This window comes from Caulobacter sp. FW305-C-30-S16, assembly GCF_058783025.1.
The window spans coordinates 462247-484922 of the sequence record NZ_JBYSYH010000003.1 but is presented as its reverse complement, the minus strand read 5'-3'; the positions used below and the strand labels follow the sequence as shown (position 1 = coordinate 484922).

27 protein-coding genes are annotated in these 22676 nt (G+C 67.9%); 14 read left to right on the top strand and 13 right to left on the bottom strand.

Going from position 1 to position 22676, the window contains the following annotated elements; translation table 11 throughout:
* Positions 1-9: 9 nt before the first annotated feature.
* The 4 genes from AC3WJT_RS14420 to tyrS all read right to left on the bottom strand — a co-directional run bounded on the left by AC3WJT_RS14420 (position 10) and on the right by tyrS (position 3706).
* Positions 10-510, bottom strand: coding sequence for a bactofilin family protein (locus AC3WJT_RS14420; RefSeq protein ID WP_492343818.1), 501 nt, complete (start codon positions 508-510; stop codon positions 10-12).
* Complete coding sequence (locus tag AC3WJT_RS14415) at positions 491-1648, bottom strand: M23 family metallopeptidase (RefSeq protein WP_492343817.1); 1158 nt, start codon at positions 1646-1648, stop codon at positions 491-493. The genes AC3WJT_RS14420 and AC3WJT_RS14415 overlap by 20 nt, the downstream gene beginning before the upstream one ends.
* Positions 1649-1926: 278 nt before the next feature.
* Positions 1927-2391, bottom strand: a complete 465-nt coding sequence (locus tag AC3WJT_RS14410) for a peroxiredoxin (protein ID WP_492343816.1) — start codon at positions 2389-2391, stop codon at positions 1927-1929.
* Positions 2392-2449: 58 nt separating this feature from the next.
* Positions 2450-3706 (bottom strand): tyrosine--tRNA ligase, encoded by a 1257-nt coding sequence (gene tyrS, locus AC3WJT_RS14405; RefSeq protein ID WP_492343815.1) that lies wholly within the window; start codon positions 3704-3706, stop codon positions 2450-2452.
* Between the two features lie 387 nt (positions 3707-4093).
* Between tyrS and AC3WJT_RS14400 the strand changes: the two genes are divergently transcribed.
* The 3 genes from AC3WJT_RS14400 to AC3WJT_RS14390 are packed head-to-tail and all read left to right on the top strand — an operon-like array spanning position 4094 to position 6379.
* A complete protein-coding gene (locus tag AC3WJT_RS14400; RefSeq protein WP_492343814.1) occupies positions 4094-4636 on the top strand; it encodes a DOMON-like domain-containing protein in 543 nt (180 codons plus the stop codon).
* Complete coding sequence (locus AC3WJT_RS14395; protein WP_492343813.1) at positions 4633-5835, top strand: exo-beta-N-acetylmuramidase NamZ family protein; 1203 nt, start codon at positions 4633-4635, stop codon at positions 5833-5835. The genes AC3WJT_RS14400 and AC3WJT_RS14395 overlap by 4 nt, the downstream gene beginning before the upstream one ends.
* A 1-nt stretch (position 5836) precedes the next feature.
* Complete coding sequence (locus tag AC3WJT_RS14390; protein ID WP_492343812.1) at positions 5837-6379, top strand: DUF1697 domain-containing protein; 543 nt, start codon at positions 5837-5839, stop codon at positions 6377-6379.
* A 16-nt stretch (positions 6380-6395) separates the two neighbouring features.
* Here AC3WJT_RS14390 and AC3WJT_RS14385 read toward each other — a convergent pair whose 3' ends face one another.
* Genes AC3WJT_RS14385 through AC3WJT_RS14375 form a run of 3 tightly spaced genes read right to left on the bottom strand, consistent with a single transcriptional unit; the run spans position 6396 to position 7793 of the window.
* A complete protein-coding gene (locus AC3WJT_RS14385; RefSeq protein ID WP_492343811.1) occupies positions 6396-6596 on the bottom strand; it encodes a hypothetical protein in 201 nt (66 codons plus the stop codon).
* Positions 6597-6600: 4 nt separating this feature from the next.
* Positions 6601-7137: an inorganic diphosphatase gene (gene ppa / locus AC3WJT_RS14380; protein ID WP_492343810.1), complete on the bottom strand. Its 537-nt coding sequence runs from the start codon at positions 7135-7137 to the stop codon at positions 6601-6603.
* Positions 7138-7142: 5 nt separating this feature from the next.
* Positions 7143-7793, bottom strand: coding sequence for an alpha/beta hydrolase (locus AC3WJT_RS14375; protein WP_492343809.1), 651 nt, complete (start codon positions 7791-7793; stop codon positions 7143-7145).
* Between the two features lie 152 nt (positions 7794-7945).
* Here AC3WJT_RS14375 and AC3WJT_RS14370 point away from each other — a divergent pair, with 152 nt between their 5' ends.
* The 9 genes from AC3WJT_RS14370 to AC3WJT_RS14330 all read left to right on the top strand — a co-directional run bounded on the left by AC3WJT_RS14370 (position 7946) and on the right by AC3WJT_RS14330 (position 15293).
* Complete coding sequence (locus AC3WJT_RS14370; protein ID WP_492343808.1) at positions 7946-8395, top strand: Rrf2 family transcriptional regulator; 450 nt, start codon at positions 7946-7948, stop codon at positions 8393-8395.
* The gene (locus AC3WJT_RS14365; protein WP_492343807.1) at positions 8392-9516 is read left to right on the top strand and encodes a cysteine desulfurase family protein; all 1125 of its coding nucleotides are present in this window, start codon (positions 8392-8394) and stop codon (positions 9514-9516) included. The genes AC3WJT_RS14370 and AC3WJT_RS14365 overlap by 4 nt, the downstream gene beginning before the upstream one ends.
* Entirely contained in the window at positions 9516-10985 is a 1470-nt protein-coding gene (gene sufB / locus AC3WJT_RS14360) for a Fe-S cluster assembly protein SufB (protein WP_492343806.1), read from the top strand. The genes AC3WJT_RS14365 and sufB overlap by 1 nt, the downstream gene beginning before the upstream one ends.
* Positions 10985-11356, top strand: coding sequence for a VOC family protein (locus tag AC3WJT_RS14355; RefSeq protein ID WP_492343805.1), 372 nt, complete (start codon positions 10985-10987; stop codon positions 11354-11356). Before sufB ends, AC3WJT_RS14355 begins: the two co-directional genes overlap by 1 nt.
* Positions 11356-12105, top strand: a complete 750-nt coding sequence (sufC, locus tag AC3WJT_RS14350) for a Fe-S cluster assembly ATPase SufC (protein WP_492343804.1) — start codon at positions 11356-11358, stop codon at positions 12103-12105. The genes AC3WJT_RS14355 and sufC overlap by 1 nt, the downstream gene beginning before the upstream one ends.
* A 136-nt stretch (positions 12106-12241) precedes the next feature.
* Positions 12242-13279, top strand: a complete 1038-nt coding sequence (gene sufD / locus AC3WJT_RS14345; RefSeq protein ID WP_492343803.1) for a Fe-S cluster assembly protein SufD — start codon at positions 12242-12244, stop codon at positions 13277-13279.
* Positions 13280-13313: 34 nt separating this feature from the next.
* A complete protein-coding gene (locus AC3WJT_RS14340) occupies positions 13314-14531 on the top strand; it encodes a cysteine desulfurase (RefSeq protein WP_492343802.1) in 1218 nt (405 codons plus the stop codon).
* Positions 14532-14535: 4 nt separating this feature from the next.
* Positions 14536-14898, top strand: coding sequence for an SUF system Fe-S cluster assembly protein (locus AC3WJT_RS14335; RefSeq protein WP_492343801.1), 363 nt, complete (start codon positions 14536-14538; stop codon positions 14896-14898).
* 2 nt (positions 14899-14900) lie between these two features.
* A complete protein-coding gene (locus tag AC3WJT_RS14330; protein ID WP_492343800.1) occupies positions 14901-15293 on the top strand; it encodes a HesB/IscA family protein in 393 nt (130 codons plus the stop codon).
* On the opposite strand, the gene AC3WJT_RS14325 is transcribed toward AC3WJT_RS14330, so the two are convergent.
* From AC3WJT_RS14325 to AC3WJT_RS14315, 3 genes are read right to left on the bottom strand one after another with little or no spacing between them, the layout of a single operon-like run.
* Entirely contained in the window at positions 15290-15772 is a 483-nt protein-coding gene (locus AC3WJT_RS14325; protein WP_492343799.1) for a hypothetical protein, read from the bottom strand. The two genes, AC3WJT_RS14330 and AC3WJT_RS14325, sit on opposite strands and share 4 nt — an antisense overlap.
* 57 nt (positions 15773-15829) lie before the next feature.
* On the bottom strand, positions 15830-16624 hold the full coding sequence (locus AC3WJT_RS14320; protein WP_492343798.1) for a lysophospholipid acyltransferase family protein: 795 nt from the start codon (positions 16622-16624) through the stop codon (positions 15830-15832).
* Between the two features lie 12 nt (positions 16625-16636).
* On the bottom strand, positions 16637-17197 hold the full coding sequence (locus AC3WJT_RS14315) for a TetR/AcrR family transcriptional regulator (RefSeq protein ID WP_492343797.1): 561 nt from the start codon (positions 17195-17197) through the stop codon (positions 16637-16639).
* 77 nt (positions 17198-17274) lie between these two features.
* Between AC3WJT_RS14315 and AC3WJT_RS14310 the strand changes: the two genes are divergently transcribed.
* Complete coding sequence (locus AC3WJT_RS14310; protein ID WP_492343796.1) at positions 17275-17670, top strand: TfoX/Sxy family protein; 396 nt, start codon at positions 17275-17277, stop codon at positions 17668-17670.
* 113 nt (positions 17671-17783) lie between these two features.
* On the opposite strand, the gene AC3WJT_RS14305 is transcribed toward AC3WJT_RS14310, so the two are convergent.
* From AC3WJT_RS14305 to AC3WJT_RS14295, 3 genes are all read right to left on the bottom strand, one after another.
* Positions 17784-18587: an enoyl-CoA hydratase/isomerase gene (locus AC3WJT_RS14305; RefSeq protein ID WP_492343795.1), complete on the bottom strand. Its 804-nt coding sequence runs from the start codon at positions 18585-18587 to the stop codon at positions 17784-17786.
* Positions 18588-18658: 71 nt separating this feature from the next.
* Entirely contained in the window at positions 18659-19801 is a 1143-nt protein-coding gene (locus tag AC3WJT_RS14300) for an MFS transporter (protein WP_492343794.1), read from the bottom strand.
* 167 nt (positions 19802-19968) lie between these two features.
* Positions 19969-21024, bottom strand: coding sequence for a GGDEF domain-containing protein (locus AC3WJT_RS14295; RefSeq protein WP_492343793.1), 1056 nt, complete (start codon positions 21022-21024; stop codon positions 19969-19971).
* A gap of 189 nt (positions 21025-21213) precedes the next feature.
* On the opposite strand from AC3WJT_RS14295, the gene AC3WJT_RS14290 reads away from it, so the two are divergent.
* Positions 21214-22671: a coniferyl aldehyde dehydrogenase gene (locus AC3WJT_RS14290; RefSeq protein ID WP_492343792.1), complete on the top strand. Its 1458-nt coding sequence runs from the start codon at positions 21214-21216 to the stop codon at positions 22669-22671.
* Positions 22672-22676: the final 5 nt, after the last annotated feature.

Genomic DNA, 22676 nt, shown 5'->3' with positions numbered 1-22676 from the left:
GCGCCTGGATCAGACCTTCGGGGGGATGCCCAGGCCCTGGCCCTGCATCGGGGCCTGCGGGGCATGCGGCGCCTGGCTTTGCTGGGCCGGGGCGGCGGGACGCTGAAACTTCAGGCTGCGGCCCTGGAAGAAGGCGCCCGTTTCCATGGCCAGCTGTTCGTGGGTGATGTCGCCATCCACGTAGGCTGTCCCATAAAGACGCACCTGCTTGGCCGTCACCGAGCCGATGACGCGGCCGCGGATCTCGGTGGCTTCGGCATAGACCGAGCCCTCGATGTGGCCTGTGTCGCCGACCGTCAGGCGGGCCACGCGCACGTCGCCGCGGACGACGCCGTCGATCTGCAGTTCGCCGTCGCCGACGACGCCGCCCTCGATCGTGATGCCGTCACTGATAAGGGAAGCCACTTTCGGGCGCGCCTTGGGTTGCTCGGGCGCACTGGGAGCCGGCGCGGGCGCCGGAGCCGAAACGGCCGTGGGTTTGGGCGGGGTCTTATTCTGCTTGCTGAACATATTCGCCGGCCTTCATGTATCGGTTAGGGTTCTGCGCCCGCCCATTGACCCACACCTCGTAGTGCAAATGTGGGCCAGTCGACCGGCCTGTCGACCCCATCGATGCAATACGCTGGCCAACTGTGACTCGTTGCCCGACGCGCACGGTAAACGCGGCAAGGTGGGCGTACCGCGTCTTGAACCCGTTGCCGTGGTCGATCTCGACCGTATTGCCGTAACCGGACCGCACGCCGGTGAAGGACACCACGCCCGGCGCGGTGGAATAGATCGGCGTGAAGGTCGCGCCCGCGAAGTCCAGGCCCGAATGGAACGCGGGCCGGCGCGTGAACGGATCGAGCCGTACGCCGTAGCTGCTGGTCTGGGCCGCCGCGCTGGTCGGCCGGAAGAACGGGAGGCCGCGCGCCGCCGTCGCCAGCGCCCTCATGTCGGACATGTTGGACGAGGCGCGCTGAATGCGCTGGGCGAAGCTCTCATCCACATCGAGGACGGCCGCCAGGGCGCGCGGGTCGCGCGCCTCGATCAGCGGGCCGCCCAGGGCGCCGCCGCGACCGGCGTAGCTGTCCGGGTTCAGTCCCGCGAGGCGGAAGGCGAGGCGCAGGCGTTCGGCGCGGCTGAGGGCATAGCTCTCCGCCGCGGTGATCATCCGCTCCTGGTCCATCAGCGTGTACTGGACGCGCTGGATCGGCGAACCGACGTTGAGCCGGGGCTTTGCGGGGGCGAGGGCCGCGGCCGCGCCGGGCGCGCCGCGGAAGCCGCCGTCCGTCAGCAGCAGCGCGAGCGCGGCGTGACGCTTTTCAACGGAGTTGGCCAGTTCGCCCAGCGAGCCGTCGGCCTGCGACAGCTGCTGCATGGCGCTGTTGAGGCGCGCCTGGCGATCGGCGGTGACCCGTTCCCAATAGGCGTTGCGGCGGGCCAGTTCCTGGTCCGTGGCGCTGACCGACAGCGCGCTGACCAGCATCGCGGCCGTGCAGACGCCCATCCAGAGCGCCGCCGCGCCGATGATACCGGCGCCCATGATCTGTTTGCTTGTGGAGAGTACGAAACCGCGCATCTCGCCGCCGGAGCGGATGTAGAGATGCCGTTCCGGAAACAGCTCCTCCAAGGCTCGCCGAATTCTGCGCAAGCGTGTTGTCGCCATAGCCCCCGACCCGAGTTTCTCGGTGTTCGGCGATATGTGATCATGTAAGGGGAACGCGCAAGTCCCTTCGCGCGTGAGGCGTGCGCGAAGCGTCGATTCTGACCTGTCAAAGTCAGGGTTAACCACGTCAGTTCAGTTGCGCCAGTTCCTGATCGCCACTTTGCCCGCCGGACGCGAATATTTGGGGCCTGCCGCGGCGTTTTCGCAACACTGCCCGTTACTCTGGGGTAACGGCCGGACGCGAGCCGGGCTGCGGCGAAACGACGCTCAGGATGGCGTCAGAGCGCCTGTGCGGCGGCCAGAACCTGCGCGGCATGGCCCTTGACCTTCACCTTGCGCCAGATGGCGCGGATCACGCCCTCGCCGTCGATGAGCCAGGTCGAGCGGTCGATGCCCATGTACTCGCGGCCGTAGAGGCTCTTCTGGACCCAGGCGCCGTAGCGCTCGATGACGTCGCTGTCGGCGTCCGAGCCCAGTTCCACGGTCAGGCCGTGCTTCTCGCGGAACTTGCCGTGCTTCTTCGCCGTGTCCTTCGAGACCCCGACCAGCACCGCGCCGGCGGCGTCGAAGTCGGACTTCGCGGCGGAGAACTCGATGTTCTCGGTGGTGCAGCCGGGGGTGTCGTCCTTGGGATAGAAGAACAGCACCACCGTCTTGCCCTTGAGCGCCGACAGCGAGACGCGACCGGTGTCGGTGGGCAGGTCGAAGTCGGGGGCGCGGTCGCCCACATTCAGCTCAGTCATCGAAGGCTCCCGAAATCCGCTCCTCCCGGCTCTCGCCGGGATGAGCGGTAAAGATGGTTCAGACCGGCTTCACGAGAAGGATCTTTTTCTTGCCCTGGCTCAGCTTGATCACGCCGCCGACCAGGTCGTCCGCCGTGATCACGCGATCCCCGTTGGTCTCCTGCACATCGTTGAGCCGCAGGCCGCCGCCCTGGGCCAGGCGACGGGCTTCGCCGCGTGAGGCCGTCAGACCCGCCTCGACCGCCACCGCCGCCAGGGTCGCGCCGTAGACTGCCCGGGCGTCGATCTCCACCGTCGGCAGATCATCGGACAGGGCGCCCTGCTCGAAGGCCTTCTCCGCGGCATCACGCGCGGCCTTCGCCGCGTCAGCGCCGTGGAGCATGGTGGTGGCGAGATCGGCCAGCACCTTCTTGGCGTCGTTGATCGCCGCGCCCTGCATGGCTTCCAGCCGCGCGATCTCGTCCAGCGGCAGGTCGGTGAACAGGCGGAGGAACCGGCCGACGTCGGCGTCCTCGGCGTTGCGCCAGAACTGCCAGTAGTCGTACGGGCTGCGCATGTCGGCGTTGAGCCAGACCGCGCCCTGGGCCGTCTTGCCCATCTTGGCGCCCGACGCCGTCGACAGCAGCGGGGTGGTCAGGCCGAAGGCGGGCTTCTGGTCGACGCGGCGGATCAGCTCCACCCCGTTGAGGATGTTGCCCCACTGGTCGGAGCCGCCCATCTGCAGCAGGCAGTTCCGCGACCGCGACAGCTCCAGGAAGTCCACCGACTGCATCAGCATGTAGTTGAACTCGAGGAAGGTCATCGGCTGCTCGCGCTCGAGCCGCTGCTTGACCGAGTCGAAGGCCAGCATGCGGTTGACCGTGAAGTGCACGCCGTAGTCGCGCAGGAACTGGACGTAGCCGAACTTCGACAGCCACTCGTCGTTGTCGACCATCACCGCGTCGGTGGGGCCGTCGCCGAAGGTCAGGAACCTGGCGAACACCGTCTTGATGCTGGCGATGTTGGCGGCGATGTCGGCGTCGCTGAGCAGTTTGCGCGACTCGTCCTTGCCGGTGGGATCGCCGACCTTGGTCGTACCGCCGCCCATCAGGACCACAGGCTTGTGCCCGGCCTGCTGCAGGCGGCGCAGCATCATGATCTGGATCAGGCTGCCGACATGCAGGCTCGCCGCCGTCGCGTCGAAGCCGATGTAGGCGGTGACTACCCCCGTGCTCGCCGCTGCGTCCAGTTCATCCGGATGGGTGATCTGGTGGATGTAGCCGCGGTCCCGCAGCGTGCGCAGGAAGTCGGACTTGAAAGCGGCGTCGGCGGTCATCGGGATGGAGTCTCCTTGAGCGCGATCCGCCGAAGTGGATACCGGTTCGGCGGTGGAATCGCGCTCAACACTAAAAGAACGAGCCTGTTTATCCTGTCCGGGCCGAAAAGGCCCGGTCAGGACAGGCTCGGGCGCGGACGGCTCTAGCACGCCGGGCGGGGAGGGGTTCAAGGTCGCAGGCATGGAAAGGTCTCCTCAGGGGTGAGGCCGGAGACTGTCTGCTGGACTGTTCAGAGCATGCCGCCGGCTATGGGCGGCATGCGATCGCACAGCCGCTCGTCAGGACGAGCGGGCGTAATAGAGGCTGCAAAGGGCGCGGCGGGCGATCATGGGTCGCTCAAATGCCTCCCCCATTGACCGGCGTCAAGCAGGGGCTATCGAAGGGGGATGTTGCTGACGTTGACACCCCACCCGCAGACGCCGTGCGACGCGGTTTCCGCGCTCACCGTCGAGGTGACCCGTCCACGGTCGACCGGTCTGAGGCTCCACTATCGGCTTGAGGGGGATATCCCCCGGCTTGTCGTGCCGGCCTGGGTCAAGCCGTCACGCGCCGATGAGCTGTGGCGGACGACCTGTTTTGAAGCCTTTGTCCGGAGCGGAGAGGGGAAGGGCTACTACGAGTTCAACCTGTCGCCGTCCGGCCGGTGGAGGGCCTACAGTTTCGATGATTATCGCCAGGGAATGATGGACCACGCCGGCGTCGAGCTTCGTGATCAGCACAAGCATGTCGGCGATGACCGGGTCGAGCTTGCCGCGACACTCGACCTCGACCGGCTGGGTCTGGGCGCCGACGCGGTCTGGCGGCTGGGGTTGTCGACGGTCATTGAGGAAGCCAGCGGCCGCATGTCCTACTGGGCGCTGGCCCATGCGCCGGGTAAGCCGGACTTCCACCACCCCGACGCCTTCGCCTTCGACCTGGAGCCCGCATGAACTTCGGCATCGACCGCCTGCTCGCCGATCCTGCCCTGCGCGCGCCGCTGAAAGGCAAGCGCGTGGCGCTGCTGGCGCATCCGGCCTCGGTCACGGCGGACCTGACCCACTCGATCGACGCTCTGTCAGCCTGTCCGGACATCCAGATCACCGCGGCGTTCGGCCCGCAGCACGGCATGCGCGGCGACCTGCAGGACAACATGATGGAGTCGCCGGACTTCACCGACCCGGTCTACGGCTTCCCGGTGTTCAGCCTGTACGGCGAGACGCGCCGGCCGACCGGCCAGGCGATGGGCACCTTCGACGTGATCCTGGTCGACATGCAGGACCTCGGCTGCCGCATCTACACCTTCATCACCACGCTGCTGTACGTGCTGGAAGCCGCCGCCGAGCACGGCAAGGCGGTCTGGGTGCTCGACCGGCCCAATCCCGCCGGGCGGCCCGTCGAGGGACTGACCCTGCTGCCGGGCTGGGAGAGCTTCGTCGGCGCCGGCCCCATGCCCATGCGCCACGGGATGACGCTCGGCGAACTCGGCCACTGGTTCATCGCGAGCAAGGGGCTGAAGGTCGACTACCGCGTGATCGAGATGGAAGGGTATGACCCCGCCGCCGGGCCCGGCTTCGGCTGGCCGCTGGGTGAGCGGAGCTGGATCAATCCCAGCCCCAACGCACCGAACCTCTCCATGGCCCGCGCCTACGCGGGCACGGTGATGATCGAGGGGGCGACCCTGTCCGAAGGTCGCGGTACGACCCGGCCGCTCGAGCTGTTCGGCGCGCCGGACATCGACGCCCGCAAGGTGATCGCGGAGATGCAGGCGTTCGCGCCGCATTGGCTGAACGGCTGCCGCCTGCGCGACATCTGGTTCCAGCCGACCTTCCACAAGCACGTCGGCCAGCTATGCAATGGCGTACAGATCCACGTCGACGACCCGGCCTATGACCATGAGGCGTTCAGGCCCTGGCGGGTGCAGGCTCTGGGGTTCAAGGCGATCCGCCGGCTGTATCCGGACTACGACCTGTGGCGGGATTTCCCGTACGAGTACGTCTTCGACAAGCTGGCCATCGATGTGATCAACGGCGGCCCGGGCCTGCGGGAATGGGTCGACGACAGCGCCTCGACGGCAGGCGATCTCGACGCACTGACCGTGCCGGATGAGCAGGCGTGGATCGAGGAACGCCGACCGTTCCTGCTCTACTGAAATGACCCTGCGCATCGCCCTGCTGCGCGGCGTGAACGTCGGCGGGAACCGCAAGGTCGCCATGGCCGACCTCAAGGCGATGGTCGAGGGGCTCGGGTTCACGGACGTAAAGACGCTGCTGGCCAGCGGCAACGTGGTGTTCGAGGCCGGCGACCGGGACGACAGTGAACTGGAGGCGCTGCTGGAGGCGGAGGCCGAAGGGCGCCTCGGGTTGGTCACGCGGTTCATCGTGCGCGGCCCCAACGCCTGGCGGGCGATGATGGACGCCAATCCGATGCCGGACGAGGCCGAGCGGGAGCCGTCGCGGTTCATCGTCAATGTCTCTCGCGAGACGGTCGCCGCCGGCCAGCTGGCCGCAATCCGCGCCCTGGCCACGCCGGGTGAAAAGGTCGAGGCCATCGACCGCTGCGTCTACGTCTTCTTCGGCGACGGCATCGCGGACTCCAAGGCGGCTCTGGTGTTCGGCAAGCCGTCGCTTGGCCTGACGGCGACAGGGCGCAACTGGAACACGGTGCGAAAGATCGCCGAGCTCATCCAGGCTTAGGTGCGTGAGACCGAAGTCAGAACGGTCGGGCGATCAGCATCCAGGCGGCGACCCCGGCCAGCATGCCTGCCGCCAGCAGCGCGATCTCAGCCCGGCGCGCGAGCAGTCCATCCGGCTGATTCATGACCTTGCGCTGGAACAGGCCCCAGGCGCCGCCCTTTGCCACCAGCAGGGCCGCCACCGCGCAGAGGATGCCGAGGGTGACCGATACTGGCATGGGCTCAGCCCTTGGCCGCCTTCGCCCGTTCAATCCCCTCAAGCACCATGGTCCGCGCCTGGGCGGCGTCGCCCCAGCCCTTGACCTTGGTCCACTTGCCGGGCTCGAGGTCCTTGTAGTGGGTGAAGAAGTGCTCGATCTGGTCCAGCGTGATCTGCGGCAGGTCGGTGTAATTGCGGACGTTGTCGTAGCGGGCGGTAAGGTGCGACGACGGCACGGCGATCAGCTTCTCGTCGATGCCGGCCTGGTCTTCCATCAGCAGGACGCCGACGATGCGGCTGCTCATCACCGCGCCGGGCGCGATGGCGCGGGTGTTGACCACGATCACGTCGACCGGATCGCCGTCGCCCGACAGGGTGTGCGGGATGAAGCCGTAGTTCCCGGGGTAACGCATGGCCGTGTAGAGGAACCGGTCGACGACCAGCACCCCGGCGTCCTTGTCGAGCTCGTACTTGATCGGCTCGCCGCCGATCGGCACCTCGACGATGACGTTGACGTCTTCCGGCGGATTCACGCCGATGGCGATGGCATCAAGGTTCATGGCGATCAGGCCGGTTCGGCTTCCAGGCGCTTGTCGAGGTAGGCCCCGACGCGCTTTTCGACTTCGGGCAGGTGCTCGGCCCAGAAGTGGGTCGCGTTGTCGACCAGTTCGTAGTCGATGACGATGCCCTTCTGGGTGCGCAGCTTGGAGACCACGCGCTCGACCTCGACCGGCGGCACGACCGTGTCGGTCTGGCCGTGCAGGATCAGGCCGGAGGCCGGGCAGGGGGCCAGGAAGCTGAAGTCATACATGTTGGTCGGCGGCGAGACGCTGATGAAGCCGTCGGTCTCCGGCCGGCGCATCAGCAGCTGCATGCCGATGTAGGCGCCGAAGCTGTAGCCGGCGACCCAGAACTGGCTGGCCTGGGGGTTGGTCGCCTGCAGCCAGTCGAGCGCGGTGGCCGCGTCGGCCAGCTCGCCGATGCCGGCGTCGAACTCGCCCTGGCTGCGGCCGACGCCGCGGAAGTTGAAGCGCAGGACCGAGAAGCCGCGCTTCATGAACAGGTGATAGAGCTGCACCGAGACCGGGTGATTCATGTGGCCGCCGGCGCGCGGATGGGGATGCAGGATCAGCGCGATCGGCGCGTTCTCGCGCTTGCCGGGCGAATACCGGCCTTCGATGCGGCCAGCGGCGCCGGTGAGAACCACTTCAGGCATAGGCTTTTCCCGTCTTGCCGAGCCGTGGAATACTTGACCACCGCGCTTGGTTTTCCTAGATGAGCGTCGTCCGCGCTGACCTGATCAACAGGCCTTGCGGGCGAGGCGCGGCCTTAGCACAGGCCGCGCGCCGGATGCCAGGGAATCTCGCCATGCGCCTGTCCACCAAGGGACGCTACGCCGTGATGGCCATGACCGACCTAGCCGGTCGGCAAGGGGCGGACGATTCCGTGCGCGCCGTGTCGCTGGCCGACATCGCCGCGCGGCAGCAGATCTCCCTGTCCTATCTTGAGCAGCTGTTCGCGCGCCTGCGCCGCAAGGGCCTGGTGCGCAGCGTACGCGGGCCGGGCGGCGGCTATAGGCTGGCGGCCGCGGCCAGCGAGACCAACATCGCCGACATCGTGCTGGCGGTCGACGAGCCCCTGCGCGCGACCCGTTGCGGCGCCTCGGGCGCCAAGGGCTGCATGGCGGGCGGCGAGCGCTGCCTGACCCACGACCTTTGGGAGGAAATGGGCCGCCAGCTGCAGGGCTATCTGGCGTCCGTGTCGCTGGCCGACGTTCTGAGCGGCAAGCTGCGTCTGGCCGCCCCGGAGGCCGCGTGACCGTCTACCTCGACTACAACGCCACCGCGCCGGTCCGCCCCGAGGCGAAGGCCGCGGTCGTGCGCGCGCTGGAGATCGGCGGCAATCCTTCGTCGGTGCATGCCGCCGGTCGGGCCGCGCGGTCGCTGATCGAGGCGGCGCGGGCGCAGGTCGCCGACCTGATCGCCGTGAAGCCCGGCTCGATCACCTTCACCAGCGGCGGGACCGAGTCCAACGCCCTGGCGATCGAGAGCGCCGTGGCGGCCGGTTTCGACCGCATCCTGCTGGGCGCGACCGAGCATGGCGCGGTGTCGGAGAATGTGCGCGCCGCCGGGGTTCCGGTCGAAGTCTGGCCGGTGGACGCCGACGGCGTCGCCGACCTGGCCTGGCTGGCGCAGGCGCTGGGCAGGGGCGGCAAGCCGCTGGTCTGCCTGATGCTGGCCAACAACGAGACCGGCGTGATCCAGCCGGTCGCCGAGGCTGCGGTGCTGGTGCGCGAGGCAGGCGGGTGGCTGCATGTCGACGCCGTTCAAGCCGCGGGCAAGATCGTCATCGATTTCAACGCCCTGGGCGCGGATACGCTGGCGCTGGCGGCGCACAAGATCGGCGGGCCGTTCGGCGCCGGGGCGCTGGCCGCCGGGCCGCGCGCGACGCTGGTGCGCCGGCTGCACGGCGGCGGGCAGGAGCGCGGTCGCCGCGCCGGCGCCGAGAACCTTTCAGGCATCGCCGGGTTCGGCGCGGCTGCCGAGGCCGCAGTCCGCGATCTGGACGCCATCGCCGCGCAGGCCGGCTGGCGCGACGCCCTGCAGGCCCGCGTGGAAGCCGTCGGCGCGACTATCCTCGGCAAGGGTGCGCCGCGCCTGCCGCAGACCCTGGGCTTCGCCGCCGCGGGCTTCGACGCCCAGATGCAGGTAATGGGGCTGGATCTCGCCGGGGTGATGATCAGCGCCGGACCGGCCTGTTCGTCCGGCAAGATGAAGCCCAGCGACGTTGTCGCCGCCATGGGACAGGCTGATCTGGCGCCCTTCGCCATCCGTATCAGTGGCGGCTGGGCAAGCACGCAGGCCGACTGGACCCGGGCCGGTGACGCCTGGCTGGAAGCGTATGCGCGTCATTCGGCGCGCCGGAAGGAAGTCGCCTGATGGCCGCCGTAAAGGAAACCGTCGACGCGGTCGCCGAACTGGAAAAGTACCAGCACGGCTTCGTCACCGACATCGAACAGGACTTCGCGCCCAAGGGGCTGAACGCCGACATCGTGCGGTTCATCTCGGCCAAGAAGGACGAGCCGGAGTGGATGCTGGCCTGGCGCCTGGAGGCCTTCGAGCGCTGGCTGGCGCTGGAAGAGCCCGACTGGGCCAAGGTCAACTATCCGAAGATCGACTACCAGGACTCGTACTACTACGCCGCGCCGACGCAGAAGGCCGGGCCGATGAGCCTCGACGAGGTCGATCCGGACATCCTGGAGACCTACAAGAAGCTCGGTATCCCGCTGCGCGAGCAGGAAGTGCTGGCCGGCGTGCAGGGCGCGCCGCGCTATGCCGTGGACGCGGTGTTCGACAGCGTTTCGGTCGTGACCACCTTCAAGAAGGAGCTGGCGGCGGTTGGGGTGATCTTCTGCCCGATCAGCGAGGCGATCCGCGAACACCCCGAGCTGGTGAAGAAGTACCTCGGCTCGGTCGTGCCGGTCAGCGACAACTATTTCGCCTGCCTCAACAGCGCTGTCTTCAGCGACGGCAGCTTTGTCTACATCCCGCCGGGCGTGCGCTGTCCGATGGAGCTCAGCACCTATTTCCGCATCAACGCCAAGGATTCCGGGCAGTTCGAGCGGACTTTGATCATCGCGGACAAGGGCAGCTACTGCTCCTACCTCGAGGGCTGCACCGCGCCGATGCGCGACGAGAACCAGTTGCATGCCGCCGTGGTCGAGCTGGTCATCCTCGAAGACGCCGAGATCAAATACTCGACGGTGCAGAACTGGTACCCGGGCGATCCCGTCACGGGGAAGGGCGGCATCTACAACTTCGTCACCAAGCGGGCCGACTGCCGCGAGGACCGCGCCAAGGTCAGCTGGACACAGGTCGAGACCGGCTCGGCGATCACCTGGAAATACCCCTCCTGCGTTCTGCGCGGGGAGGGGAGCTCGGGCGAGTTCTATTCGATCGCCGTGACCAACGGCCATCAGCAGGCCGACACCGGCACCAAGATGATCCATCTGGGCGCCAACACGAAGTCGCGGATCATCTCCAAGGGCATCAGCGCGGGCAAGTCGTCGAACACCTATCGCGGGTTGGTGTCGGCGCACCCGAAGGCCGTCGGATCGCGCAACTTCACCCAGTGCGACTCCCTGCTGATCGGCAAGGACTGCGCCGCCCACACCGTGCCCTACATCGAGGCCCGCAACGGCCAGAGCGTGTTCGAGCACGAGGCGACGACCACGCGGCTCTCCGACGACCAGCTGTTCTACTGCCAGCAGCGCGGGCTCGACACCGAGTCTGCCGTCGCCCTGCTGGTCAACGGCTTCGTCCGCGATGTGCTGCAGACCCTGCCGATGGAGTTCGCGGTCGAGGCGCAGAAGCTGGTGGCGATCAGCCTTGAAGGCTCGGTCGGCTGATGCTCCGCGCCATCGACCACGTCCAGATCGCCATCCCCGTCGGCGGAGAGGCGCAGGCGCGCCCGTTCTACGGCGAGCTGCTGGGCCTGACCGAGGTGCCCAAGCCGGCCGAGCTGGCCAAACGCGGCGGCGCCTGGTTCGAACAGGGCGCGGTGAAGGTCCACCTCGGCGTCGAGCAGGACTTCCGCGCCAATGTGAAGGCGCATGTGGCGTTCGAGGTCGATGACGTCGCCGGGCTCGCCGCGCGGGCGTCGGCCGCGGGCTTCAGAACGCAATTCGATGACGACCTCGACGGCTTCGAGCGCGTCTACCTCTACGACCCCTTCGGCAACAGGCTCGAGTTCCTGAAGCCCCTTCCGGAAAACGCCTGATGCTCTCCATCACCAACCTCCACGCCACCGTCGGCGACAAGCAGATCCTCAACGGGCTGACCCTCGCGGTTCCCGCCGGGGAGGTGCACGCCATCATGGGGCCGAACGGGGCGGGGAAGTCGACGCTGAGCTATGTGCTCACCGGGCGGCCCGGCTACACGGTCACCGAGGGCGCGGCGACGCTGAACGGCGAGGATCTCCTGGCGCTCGAAGCCAATGAGCGGGCGGCCAAGGGCGTGTTCCTGTCGTTCCAGTATCCGCTGGAAATTCCGGGGGTTCCGGCCCTGACCTTCATCCGCACCGCGCTCAACGCCCAGCGCAAGGCGCGCGGCGAGGCCGAGATCGCGGCGCCCGCCTTCCTCAAAAAGGCCCGCGAGACGGCGGCGGCGCTGAAGATCGACTTCGAGATGCTCAAGCGGGCGCTCAACGTCGGCTTCTCCGGCGGCGAGAAGAAGCGGATGGAAATCTTCCAGATGGCCATGCTGGAGCCCCGCTTCCTGATCCTCGACGAGACCGACAGCGGCCTGGACATCGACGCTCTGAAAATCGTTTCGGAGGGGGTCAACGCCCTGCGCAGCCCCGAGCGGGGCATGCTGGTGATCACCCACTACCAGCGGCTGCTCGACTACATCAAACCCGACCGGGTGCATGTGCTGAGCGCCGGCAGGATCGTCGCCTCCGGCGGCCCGGAGCTGGCGCTGCAGTTGGAAGCCGAAGGCTACGACAAGTACGTGCAGGTGGCGGCGTGAGGTTGCGCTTTGATGGGGTGCGTCCTTCGAGACGCGGACCTGAGGGTCCGCTCCTCAGGATGACGAACACCTTTGCCCGTCATGGTGAGGAGCGAGGCATCAGCCGAGCGTCTCGAACCACGCACGGAGTAGCAGCGTGAGTTTGGCAACCGCCATCGCCACAGGCGACCTGACCCAGCTCCCGTCGCGCCGCGACGAAGACTGGCGCTGGACGGACCTGCGCGGACTGCTGCGCAGCCTGCCGCCGCAGCCGGGTCCCGCGAGCGTGAGCACCGACGGGCCCTTCGCGGCGCTCGGCGGCGAGCGGTTCCTCGTGCCCAACGGCTTCGTCGAAGGCTTCACCCACATCGAAGGCCCGGCGGGGGAGACCAGGGTCGCCGAATTGCGCTTCGCCGCGGCCGAAGCGGCGTCGATCGCCACCAGGGTGCTGGTCGCCATCCGCGCCGGCGCGACCCTGACCCTGCTGGAAAGCTACGAGGCGCTTGCAGACGGCGCGGTGTCCAATATCGAGCTCGACATTCAAGTGGCCGAGGGCGGACGTCTGGAGCGCATCGTTCTGGCGGCGGACGGCCCCGAGAGCGTGACGGTTTCGACCGCCACCGTTCACCTCGCGCCGGGCGCGACCTTCAACCAGACCATCCTGACCTCCGGCGCCCGCCGCCAGCGGATCGAAACGCAGGTGGCGCATCCGGGTGAGGGCGCGTCCGTGCGCCTAGACGGCACCTACCTCCTGCGCGACCAGCGCCACGCCGACCTGACTAGCGTCGTCACCCACGCCGGGCGCGACGGGACGACCTCGCAGCTGACCAAAGGCGTCGTGCGCGACCAGGCGCGGGGCGTGTTCCAGGGGCGCATCGTGGTCGAAAAGGGCGCCGACGGCACCGAGGCGCGCATGGGTCACCACGCCCTGATCCTGTCGGACAAGGCCGAGGTGGATGCCAAGCCCGAGCTGCTGATCTTCGCCGACGACGTCCAGTGCGCGCATGGCAACACCATCGGCGCGCTCGACGAGGCGGCGATCTTCTACGCCCGCCAGCGCGGCATGCCGGAGGCTGTGGCGCGGGCCATGCTGACCGAGGCGTTCGTCGGCGAGGTGGTGGACCGGATCGAGCATGAGGGCGCGCGGGACGTGGCGCGGGCGTGGGTCAGCGCGCAGCTGGGAACCAGCGAATGAGCATCCCCATTCTCCGGACTTTCGGGGTGGCTGTATGACCCCCTTTGATCCCGAAACCATCCGCGACCAGTTCCCCATCCTGTCCCGCCAGATCAACGGCAGACCGCTGGTCTATCTCGACAACGCCGCATCGGCGCAGAAGCCGCGGGCGGTGATCGATGCGCTGGTGCACGCGATGTCGCACAGCTACGCCAACGTCCACCGCGGCCTGCACACATTGGCGAATGAAACGACGCAAGCTTATGAAAAGGCGCGCGAAACGGTGGCGCGGTTCCTGAACTGCGAGACCACGGAAGTCGTCTTCACCAAGGGCGGGACCGAGGCGTTCAACCTGGTGGCCGCCTCGTTCGGCCTCTCACTGAAAGCCGGCGACGAGATCGTGCTCACCCAGATGGAGCACCATTCCAACATCGTGCCCTGGCATCTGCTGCGCGAGCGGAAGGGCGTGGTGCTGCGGTTCGCGCCAGTGCTGGACGACGGATCGCTCGATCTGGACGGCCTGAAGGCGCTGATCACCGACCGCACGAAGCTGGTCGCCGTGACGCAGATGTCCAACGTGACGGGCGCGATCAATCCGGTCCGGGCCATCGCCGATATCGCTCACGCCGCCGGCGCCTCAGTGCTGGTCGACGGCTGCCAGGGCGCGGTGCACATGGCCATCGATGTGAAGGCGCTGGACGCCGATTTCTACGTCTGCACGGGCCACAAGCTCTACGGGCCGACCGGCATCGGCGTGCTCTATGGCAAGGCCGAACGGCTGGCCGCGATGCCCCCCTACCAGGGCGGCGGCGAGATGATCGGCACGGTGGCCGAGGACCGCATCACCTACGCCGAACCGCCGATGCGCTTCGAGGCCGGCACGCCGCCGATCCTGGAGGCGATTGCCCTGGGCGCCGCGCTGGAGTGGCTGGGCCAGTTCGACCGCGAGGCCGTCGCGATCCACGAGCGGCGGCTCTACGACCGCGCGGTGGAGCGCCTCGACGGGGCCAACTGGCTGCGCATTCTCGGGACCACGCCGCACAAGGGCGCGATCCTCAGCTTTACCGTCGAGGGCGCCCACGCCCATGACATCGCCCAGATTCTCGACCAGCAGGGGGTGGCGGTTCGCGCCGGAACCCACTGCGCCGAGCCGCTGATGGCCCGTTTCGGCGTGACGTCGAGCGCCCGGGCCTCTTTCGCCCTATATAACACCGAGGCAGAGGCTGATGCGTTCGTCGACGCACTGGTCAAGGCCCGCAGCTTCTTTGCCTGAGATCATGACAGACACCGCGCCCATCGCTCCCGAGACGTCTTCCGCCATTCCGCAGGCGGAACTGGACGCCCTTACCGACAAGCTCGTCGAGAAGCTCAAGAGCGTGTTCGATCCGGAGATCCCGGTCGACATTTACGAACTGGGCCTGATCTACAAGGTCGACGTTTCCGACGACTACGAGGTCAAGATCGACATGACCCTGACCGCGCCGGGCTGCCCCGTCGCCGGCGAGATGCCGGGCTGGGTCGAGGACGCGGTGATGGAAATCCCCGGTCTCAAGTCCTGCGCCGTGGACCTCGTCTTCGACCCGCCCTGGGACCCCTCGCGCATGAGCGACGAGGCCAAGCTGCAACTGAACATGTTCTGATCATGGAAACCGTTCAAATCACCCCCCGTCCGCGTCGCCCGCGCCCCAAGGTCGTCACCCTGACGGACGCCGCGGCGGCGCGCGTGAAGGAGATCATGGCCCGGGCCGAGAAGCCCTATGCCGGTCTGCGCGTAGGGGTGAAGAACGGCGGCTGCGCCGGCTCCGAATACATCATCGAATACGCCGAGACGGCGGGTCCGCTGGACGAGGTGGTCGAGGATCACGGCGTGACGATCCTGATCGAACCGAAGGCCGTGCTGTTCCTGGTCGGCGCCGAGATCGACTACGAGGTCAGCCGGTTGTCGTCGAAGTTCGTCTTCCGCAATCCGAACGAGACCGACGCCTGCGGCTGCGGCGAGAGCGTGACGATCCAGCCGGCGGCGGAAGAGGCCTAGGGCCGCCCGGCGGCGTTGGCCGCGCGCCAGTCTGCGCCGACCTTGGCAAGATCGAGGTCGGTCTGCCCGGAGACGGTTCCTTCGCAGGCCAGCGCGAGGATGATCTGGTCGCCGCGCCCGCTGCTCAGCGGCATCCAGTCCGGCTTCGGGTTCACGCCCGTCGTCATCAGCTTTCCATCCATCGCGCGCACCGCGAAGACCTGCTGCTGCATGGCCTTGCGCCCGCAGTCGACCAGCACGCCGATGTCCGTCCGGGCCGCGCCGCTGGCGGCGGGCGGGTTCTTGAGCAGGATCCAGGTCAGGGTCGCCGCGTCGCCGGTCCGCGTCCGGCTGCCGGTCGCCAGGATCGAGAGGGCGTCCGGACTGGTCTCGAGGACCAGGTAGGGACCCGTATCCGCCGGAGCGGGCGTGGTCTGGGCCCAGACGCCGGTCGCGGCGATCAGGCACAGGGCGGCGACGAGGGGGGCGGCGTGGCGCATGGGCGGGAACTTCGCCGTGATCCGATCGCGCGTCACCCGCAAAAAGTGGGGGCAGTCTCAGGCCGCCGCTTCTACCGCCGCTGCGCCCTTCCGCAGCTCATCCGGCGTCGGAACGAGCACCGAGGGTCGCACCGGCTCGCCGGTCGCCATGGCGATCAGTTCCTGGCTACGGGTCTCGATGGCGGTCTCGAGGCGGGTCAGGAACGGCGTGCGGTCGAGGCCGGTCTCGATCGGGTCGAGGAACTCGATGGTCGCGGTCCCTGGACGCTTGATCTTCGAGGTCTGCTCCCAGAACAGGCCGAGGTTCGTCGCCACCGGCACGACCGGCAGGTTGAAGTCGCGGCTCATGTAGTAGACGCCGGTGCGATAGCGGAACCGCTCGCCGGGCTTGGCGAGGTTGCCCTCCGGATAGATCAGGATGCGGCGGCCCTCGGCGGCGACCCTGGCGGCGCTTTCCGACAGGGCCTTGCGGGCTTCGGGGCCGCCGCAGTTGTCGACGATGATCGCGCCGAACTTGCGCAGGATCGCCCCGACCAGCGGGAACCGCTCCATGTGGTCGCCGGTGACGAACGACAGGTTGTCGACGTTGGCGAACATGACGAAGCCGTCGCCCCAGCTGTGGTGTTTGGCGGCGATGATGAAGGCGCCCTGGGGCAGTTTTTCCTGTCCCTTCAGCTCGATCTTGATGCCCGCGAGGCTGTCCATCGCCCAGAGCATGCGGCGGGTGTAGAGCCGGATCGCGCCGGTCATCGGCGCGCGGCCGGGCGCAAGCGCCAGGATCGCGGCGCTGAGGCCGTAGACGATCGACAGCAGCCAGTAGTAGCCGTTGAACAGCCGGTTGCGGAAGGTCATGAGCGCCTTGTCCTAGCGGGCGAAGAGAAGGGCCTGCACGCCTGCGGTCATCAGGTCGGCATGGGCGGAGAGCGGGTCGGCGCCGAGGCGGCCGTAGACGCGGTTCTGTGCGGTCTGGGTGATCACGCCGATGGCCATGGCGGCCAGCACGCGTGGATCGGCCGGCGGGATCTCGGCGGCGATCATCGCCTGTTTGATGACGTTCTCGGTCACCGTCACCGGGTCGCGGCCGTCCTCCTGGTAGTAGGGGACAAACCGGTGGATCTGGGTCAGGTGGAAGCTGAAGGTGAGCCAGTCCTCGTCGGCCACCTCGCAGTAGGCGGCGACGATGGCGGCGGCCTTGGCCTTGATCCCGACCGCGCGCGCAGAACTCTCCTCGATCAGCGAGGAGAGGCGGCGGTGGGTGGTCATGAACAGGCTGATCGCCAGCTCGTCCTTGCCCTTGTAGTGGCGATAGAGGGCGCCTTCCGACACTCCGGCGGCGGTGGCGATGGCGCGGGTAGTGGCCGCGTCGACGCCGTCGCGAACGAAGACTTCCAGAGCGGCGCGCTCGATGCGAGGCTTGGCGGACATGATGGGCGACTCCTTGTGTGAGCATTTGCTCACATTCCGATGCGGCCCGCAAGTGAACAAATGCTCACAGGGGCGATATGGCCGTCAGCGCTGACTTTCTCGAGCATCTGCAGGAACTGCTGGCCGATCTTGGCCCGCTCACGGTGAAGAAGATGTTCGGCGGGGCGAGCCTGCAGCTCGATGGCGCGCCCTTCGCCCTGGTCTTTGGCGAGACGCTGTATCTGAAGGTCGACGACGAGAACCGCGCGGCGTTCGAGGCCGCCGGGGCAGGGCCGTTCGTCTACGAGATGAAGGACGGCCGGACGGGCGTGCTGGGCTACTGGAGTTTGCCGGAGAGCGGGCTGGATGATCCCGACGAGGCGGTCCGCTGGGCGCGCCTGGGCCTGCAGGCGGCCTGGCGCGCGCGGAGGCCGAAAACGAAGAAGGGCCGGGCGATGCGCGAAGACATCGGCCCCGGCCCCTGGGACGGGTAAATCCTCCCCATCGGGGGAGGTGGCTCGCCGAAGGCGAGACGGAGGGGGTCACCCCAGATCTGAGCGGACCCCCTCAGTCGGCTTCGCCGACAGCTCCCCCGAAGGGGAGCATCTTATCTTCCCTTGAACGCCGCGACGCGCTTTTGCAGGAAGGCGCTGACGCCCTCGATGAAGTCCTCGGTCTTGCCGGCGATCTTCTGGGCCTTGCGTTCGGCGGTCAGCTGACCGTTCCAGTCTCCGTCGAGGCTGTCCCAGATCAGGCGGCGGATGGCGCCCAGCGACGCCGGTCCATTGGCCAGTTCCTTGGCCAGACCGATGGCCGTGGCGAGCAGGTCGGCGTCAGGGACGACGCGGTTGACCATGCCCCATTCCAGAGCCTTGGCCGCGCCGATCTTCTCGCCGAGGAGGGCCATTTCCATGGCCCGGGCGCGGCCGACGGCGCGCGGCAGCAGGTAGGTCGAGCCGCCGTCCGGCACCAGGCCGATGCGGCGGAAAGCCTGCAGGAAGTAGGCGCTCTCGGCGGCGACGATCAGGTCGCCGAGCAGGGCGAACGAGCAGCCGACGCCGGCCGCCGCGCCGTTCACCGCCGTCACGAGCGGCACGGGCAGGTCGCGCATCTGGCAGACCAGCGGATTGTAGACGGTTTCCAGCGCGCGGCCCGCGTCCGGCTTGCCGTCGACGTCCAGCTCACGGCCGGCCGCGCCGCCGCCGCCGAGGTTGGCGCCCGAACAGAAGCCGCGGCCTTCACCGGTCAGCACCACGGCGCGCGCGGCGACCTTGCCGGCGGCGATGCTCGACAGGGCGTGGCTCAGCTCGCCGGCCAGGTCCAGGCCCGCCGCGTTCATGGTCGACGGATCGGCCATGGTCACCACGGCAACGCCGTCGATCAGCTCAACCTTGATTTTCGTATAGTCCACCGCAGCGTCCTCCCGTGTTTCTTGGGGCCATGGCTAGCCCCAGTAACGCCGGGGAACGCCAATAGAAATTTTCAGGCCGGGCGGCGACCGTAGTAGCGCGTCAGCAGGACCACCAGCAGGACAGCCGCGAGCAGCGCCACCAGGATCGGCGCCGACAGCGGCAGGCCCGCGAACACCAGGCCCGCCGCGAGCGTGCAGCCGATGAAGCAGCCGACATCCCAGGCGCCTTCGGTCGCCATGTGGAAGCGGAAGGTGCAGGGCGAGGCCTTGGCCATGTTGTAGACCGGCGTCATCAGCACCGGCGTCACCAGCGCGACAAGCAACGAGCCGGCCGCGTTCGCCACCACAGCCAGCCACGGCGTGTCGAGGCTGCCGGCGCGGAGTATCACGACGAGCGCGGCCGCCGCATAGGCGATTAAGGTCGACCGGCGTCCGTGCCCCAGATCGACGTGGCGGCCCAGCACAAGGCCGCTGGCCGCACCGACGAGCGCGGCAATCGCCGCCGCGCCGCCGAACGCCGTGAAACTCTCGCCCAGCGCCACGAACAAAGCGATCAGCCAGACGAAGTGGTAGGTCGAGGCGAACAGCCCGTCGCCGACCATCAGGCCAAGCCCTAGCCGGGACGGCCGCCAGTCGGCTTCGACCGACTGCGCGACCGGCACATTGGGCGCGCCGATCAGCGGCAGGACCGCGAGCGCCTGGACCAGTCCGACAGCCCAGAAGGTCGACGTCGCACCCACGGTGGTCAGGCCCCAGGCGCCGGCCAGCGGCGCGACGATGCCGACGAGGGCGACGATCGCCTCGCGAAACCCGATCTGGCCGCCCCGGTCTTCCGCCTCGCCGAGGGCGGCGAAATAGGCGTGAAACGACAGCCAGTAGAGGAGGTAGCCCACCGAGGAGAGGGCGCAGAGGACGAACAGGTACGGCCCCGGTCCCTTGACCAGCGCCAGCAGGGGATAGTCGGTCGCCGCCAGCAGGGTTCCGGCGATCAGTACCGGCTTGATGCCCCAGCGTTTGGCGAACGGCAGGATCGCCGGCCTGAGCAGGAAGCGGCCCGCCACCACGCCCGCCTGGAACAGCAGAGCTCCAGGGACCGACACCCCCGCCTTGAGGAGGAAGACGAGAAAGAAGATGCCGCCGGCGCCCTGGGCGAACGCCTGGAGGGCATAATGGACGTTCACGCGATTGATCGCGTCGTTCTTGAGAAAGGACATGGAGACCTGAAGGAGATGTGAGAACGCGGCGTCGCCCGGCGCGGTGCGCCGGGCGGTGCGGATCGGGCCAGCCTCGGCTAGCGGTTAGCGGATGCGTTCACACATCGGTGGCGGTTCCTTCGATACCGAAGGTCTCGCACGGGCGTTTCAGGTCGGCAAGGGCCGGCTCAGGCCGCGGCGGGGAGCTTCTCGCCGTTGGTGACGCGGTTGCGGCCGGTGCGCTTGGAGGCGTAGAGCGCCTCGTCGGCCCGTTCCATGACGCAGGAGCCGGTCTCGCCCTCACGGCGCGAGGCGAGGCCCGCGGAGATGGTCACGGTGCCCAGATCCTCGTTGGTCGAGCGGCGCTTCAGCATGCGGGAAGCCACTTCCTCGCGGATCTCCTGCAGGCAGGCCTCGACCAGCGTCGCGTCCTCGCCCGGGAAGATCATCGCGAACTCCTCGCCGCCGTAGCGGGCGGAGAAGCGGGGCGTGGCGCCCAGGCGGCCGATGACGCTGGCGACGTAGCGGATCACCTGGTCGCCGGTCTGGTGGCCCCACGTGTCGTTGAAGCTCTTGAAGTGGTCGATATCGAGCACGGCCAGCGTCAGCGTCGCGCCGGTCTCGTCGGCCTCGGCGCAGGCGCGGGTCAGTTCTTCGTCGAAGGCGCGGCGGTTCGCCAGGTTGGTCAGGCCGTCAGTGGTGGCGTCGCGGCGGACCTGTTCCAGGTGCTCGCGCAGGCGCTGGACCTCGCTGGTGGATTCGGCGAGCCGCTTTTCGAGCGACTTGTTTTCCTTCTGCACCCGGCGTGTGGCCGTCGAGAGGGTATCGACCATGGCGCGGACCTGGTCCACGCCGTCGGCCTCGACCAGGCCCTTGCTGGCGCCGGCCAGCGTCTGGCCATAGGCCTCGTTGGATTTCTGGGCCGACTGGATGGCCTTGGAGACCGAGTCCAGTTCCCTGGACAGCTGATCCCCGGCGTCGCGGATCTGTTCGTTCAGGCGGGCCTTGGCGAGATAGGCCGCGGCGAGGTCTTCGCTGATGCTTTCGGTCAGCGGCTCGCCGAGCGAGATCAGTCGGCCGAGTTCGACGGCGAGGTCGCCGGACGGATCAGCCACGAAATGAGCCCACAGCTCGAAGTTCAGCGGTGTCGGCCAGACGTGATGCTGTTCCATCAGGTCCATGGCCTGCCGGGCGACCTTGTAGGCCTCGGGGCCCCGCAGCATGGTTTCGACGTCGCCGGACATTCTCGCATTCCCCCTTGGCAAGGACCGCCTTCTGACGAGCCAAAGCTGTAGATGGAGGAGCCTATGTCGAAAGGTCCGAACGACCGGTTAAAGAGATAACGCGGGTCGCTTGCGGCGGAGCCTCGCGGCGTCCATTCTGATCGCCGATCACTTGAGCCGGGGCCCGCCCGGCCGTCCGGAGGGACCCCCATGAACGCACCCGTCAACCTCGGCGCCGAAGGCCATACGGCCGCCATGCTCGCCATTCTGGACCGCCAGAAGGCGGCCCATATCCGCGACGGCGCGCCGTCGGCCGAGAAGCGCATTGAGTGGCTCGATCGCTGCATCGGTCTGCTGGTCGATCACGCGGTGGAGATTCAGGACGCGCTGAACACCGACTTCGGCAATCGTTCGCGCGAGGCCAGCCTGCTGACCGACGTCTCCGGCTCGATCGGCCCGCTGAAGTTCGCCAAGGAGAACGTCCGCAAGTGGATGAAGGCGCAGAAGCGCAAGACCACGCCGGCGATCCTGGGCCTGCTCGGCGCCAAGGCGGAGATCCAGTACCAGCCCAAGGGCACGGTCGGGGTGATCAGCCCATGGAACTTCCCGGTGAACCTGACGTTCGCGCCGCTGGCCGGGATTCTCGCCGCGGGCAACCGGGCGATGATCAAGCCGTCCGAGTTCACGCCGGTGACGTCCGAACTGATGAAGACCATGTTCGCCAAGGTTTTCGCCGAGGACGAGATCGCGGTGATCACCGGCGGACCCGAGGTCGGTCAGGCGTTCGCCGGGCTGCCGTTCGACCACATGATCTTCACCGGCGCGACCTCGATCGCCCGGCATGTGATGCGCGCCGCGGCCGAGAATCTGGTGCCGCTGACGCTGGAACTGGGCGGCAAGAGCCCGGTGATCATCTCCCAGAGCGCGGACATGGCCACCGCCGCCGCGCGGATCATGAACGGCAAGACGCTGAACGCCGGCCAGATCTGCCTGGCGCCGGACTATGTGATGGCTCCGGAGAACCGTCTGGAGGAGTTCGTCACCGAGGCGACGGGCGCGGTCACCCGGATGTTCCCGACGCTGAAGGACAACCCCGACTACACCGCCGTGGTCGCCCAACGGCACTATGACCGGATCAGGGGCTACATCGACGACGCCCGCGCCAAGGGCGCGGACATCCGGGAGATCAACCCGGCCAACGAGGACTTCAGCCAGCAGGAGCATCGCAAGATCCCGCCGACGCTGATCCTGAACGCCACCGACGACATGACCGTGATGCAGGACGAGATCTTCGGCCCGGTGCTGGCGGTGAAGACCTACAAGACCGCGAGCGAGGCCGTGGACTACGTCAACGCCCATGACCGGCCGCTGGGCCTCTACTGGTTCGGGACGGACGAGGCGGAGAAAACCCGCGTCCTCAACCACACCACCAGCGGCGGCGTTACGATCAACGACGTGATCATGCACGTGGCCCAGGAAGAGCTGCCGTTCGGCGGCGTCGGGCCCTCCGGCATGGGCAGCTACCACGGCCACGACGGCTTTCTGGAGTTCAGCCACAAGAAGGCGATCTATACGCAGCTGAAGAAGGACATTGGCCCGCTGCTGCAGATGCGCCCGCCCTACGGACCGGCCATCCGCAAGTTCCTCGGCGCATCGCTCAAGCGATAGGCGAG